Source organism: uncultured Corynebacterium sp. (assembly GCF_937999985.1).
GTDB lineage: Bacteria > Actinomycetota > Actinomycetes > Mycobacteriales > Mycobacteriaceae > Corynebacterium.
In genome coordinates this window covers 1-2,702 of record NZ_CALLDG010000179.1, presented here as the reverse complement: position 1 = coordinate 2,702, position 2,702 = coordinate 1, and the positions used below count along the sequence as shown (strand labels likewise).

2 protein-coding genes and 1 tRNA gene are annotated in these 2,702 nt (G+C 56.9%); 2 read left to right on the top strand and 1 reads right to left on the bottom strand.

The window, feature by feature from the left end:
• Position 1: 1 nt before the first annotated feature.
• Positions 2 to 87: transfer RNA gene (locus Q0331_RS08490), tRNA-Ser, on the top strand.
• 97 nt (positions 88 to 184) lie between these two features.
• On the opposite strand, the gene Q0331_RS08485 is transcribed toward Q0331_RS08490, so the two are convergent.
• Complete coding sequence (locus tag Q0331_RS08485) at positions 185 to 1,372, bottom strand: IS481-like element IS3514 family transposase (protein WP_298075940.1); 1,188 nt, start codon at positions 1,370 to 1,372, stop codon at positions 185 to 187.
• Between the two features lie 234 nt (positions 1,373 to 1,606).
• Here Q0331_RS08485 and Q0331_RS08480 point away from each other — a divergent pair.
• Positions 1,607 to 2,702: hypothetical protein (locus tag Q0331_RS08480; RefSeq protein WP_298075939.1), on the top strand; the 1,096-nt coding region annotated here is incomplete at its 3' end.

Sequence of the window (2,702 nt, the reverse complement as noted above, 5' to 3'; positions counted from 1 at the left end):
TGGAGGATTCGACTAGCGGCCTATGTCACACGCCTGGAACGCGTGCGGGAGTCACATCCCTCGTGGGTTCAAATCCCACATCCTCCGCGGTGTCATGAGTCGCGACATAGTTGACACTTCAGTCGCGACATCATGGACAAACTGGCGTCTCGGTTTTTCTTTTTCCGAGGCGCCAGTTTCACTTTTAGGTCAGGGGTGGCTGGCCTTTCTTCCAATAAGGTTTTTGGTAATTGCGGGACGTGTCGATGTAGTGCTCGGTGATGATCTCGCCGGTTTCTTTTAATGATGTGGTGACATGGTTGTCGGTGATGACCATAAGGATGGTTTCGCCGGTGTATTTTCGCCCGATGCCAAGTTGGTAGAGCCTACTTGCGTAACGGACGGTTACCTTGCCGTTTGGGGTGACGACATCGTTGCGGACGCGCCATTCTTCTTCTGGTTTGTCGTTGGGTTCGGCTTTGGGGCCGGTGGTGTAGACCTCATGTGGTGTCCGTCTTCCGAGGGCTCGGTGGGGTCGGACAGTGTTGTAGTAGTCGGCAAAGGTGTCGAGTTGTCGTTGGAGTTCGACCAGGGTGATCGCTGGGGATTGGGCAGCAATCCATTTTTTAAGAGTTTGGTGGAACCGTTCGATCTTCCCTTGTGTTTGCGGGTGGCCTGGCCGGCCATTTTTCTGTTGGATGCGGTATTTGTTGAGGGTTTTTTCGAATGCGTTGCGGCCCCCTTTGGCTCCAGCTAGGCGGGCGGTGAATACGAGTCCGTTGTCGGTGAGGGTGGACGCTGGCGGGCCGTAGGTGGCGATAAGGCGTTGCAGTTCAGCTGCAACAGCCGGTCCGCTGAAGGATGCTGCTGCGGTGATCGATAGCAGGTAACGGGAGTGATCGTCGATGAAGTCGAGGACTTCGAGTCGAGTGCCGTCGAGTAAGTGTAGGTGGGTGATGTCTGCCTGCCAGCATTCGTTGGGCATAGCGGCTTCGAAGCGGATGAAAGAACTGCGTGGCTTTTTCTGCGGTTGTGGCGTGACAAGGCCTGCATTAGTGATGATCCGTCGGATGGTCGACGTTGACGGTACTCGCAACCCCTGGCGGTGAAGGTGGAAAGCGATGGTCTCAGGGCCTGCGTCTAAACCGGATCTAACCAGTTGCTTACGCATGTCGATGATCTGGTTGCGTAAAGATGTTGGTACTGCTTGCGGGTGGGTATGCGGGGCGCGGGATTTCGGGGCGATGGCATCAGCGCCTCCGGCATCGAACTGGGACAGGATTTTGTAGACACGTTGCCGTGAGATTCTGAAGCGTTTGGCGACTTTGGTGACGGGTTCGCCTTGTTCGCGGACTACCTTGACGATGGCGAGGTTGCGGTTGGGACTATTCATTTGTCAACAATGTCGCAGCTGAGGTGTCAACCATCACCACTTTTGCTTTGTGGTGGCTAACTGTCAACTATGTCGCGGCTGATCTGACAACCGTCACAACGCTTTTCCCTGGAACACGTTGTCAACTATGTCCTGACTTCGGACACCACATCCTCCGCGGTTGGCCCGTCTTCCACGTGTTTACGCGGAAGACGGGCCATCTTCATGCCATCGACATGCCGTAAATAGGGTGACATGAACCACCCCGCCGCCGAAGATGACCGTCGCTCAAGTGATGACGTGTCGGACGCGCCCTCTCCGCGCAGTAAATTCGCCAATCGAAAGCGCAAGGAGCGTGTGCGCGGCTACGGTGAAGGAACTGTCTACGAGTTCGAACGTCGACTTCCGTCGGGCGCGATCTGGCGCGGCTACCGGGCGAAGCGCAGTATCAAGCATGGTGAGCGTTCGATTCGTGTAGCTGGCCAGGGCAAGACTCGTCAGGAAGCCCTCGCCAACCTCGAACGCAACATCACGCGTAAGCGCATTGCTCTAGCGGAGTTGCCCCAATCGTACATTCGTCTCACTCAACCCGAAGAAGCTCGCACGGTTGGTCGCGTGCTCGATGATTGGTTGAGCTACCAGCGCTCACGTATTGGCGTCGACTCGTGGAAGGGGTATGAAGCGAAAGTGCGCATCTACTTGCGTCCATCGCTGGGCGAGACGCCAGTCCGCTTGCTCACGCGCGATGACGTGGAAGACTACATCTACTCCACTTTGCCGGCGACGGTTCCCTACAACCGCGCCACACCTCTCGGCAAGTCCTCCATTCGAGCAATCTACTGGACACTTTCGGCCGCGCTCGACTTCGCTCTTCAACGTGGCTGGGTCGACCGCAATGTCGCAAAGGGCGTTGAGCCGCCGCAGAAGCGCAAACCCACGCGGCAAGAGCGCGACCAGCTGTACAAGGCGGCACGGTGGACAGCGCAACACACCATCAAGAATCTTGAAAAACGCGATGACAGGGCCCGTTGGCTTCTCGCCTTCCTTGGCTTGCGGCAAGGCGAAGTATTGGGGCTTCGTTGTTCGAGCGTGAAGCCGAAGTCAGGTGCGCGTTCTGCTCGTCTCGTCATCGACGCGCAGCTCAAGGTGCGCAATATGAGCCACGGTTGTGGGGACTACGATGCGACGACTAACACGTGGCCATGCGGCAAGCAGGCGAATCTGTGTACGAATCCCTTGGGCGAGTCGGGGTTCTATCTCGCGGAGGATTTGAAAACCCCTGACGGTCGACGCATCCTCCCGCTCACAGATCGTATGTACGAGAGGCTTAGTGAGCAGGTTAAGAAGCAGC

Coding starts and splice junctions, on each gene's coding strand:
- Q0331_RS08485 (WP_298075940.1), bottom strand. CDS start 1,372: ATGAATAGTCCCAACCGCAACCTCGCCATCGTCAAGGTAGTCCGCGAA.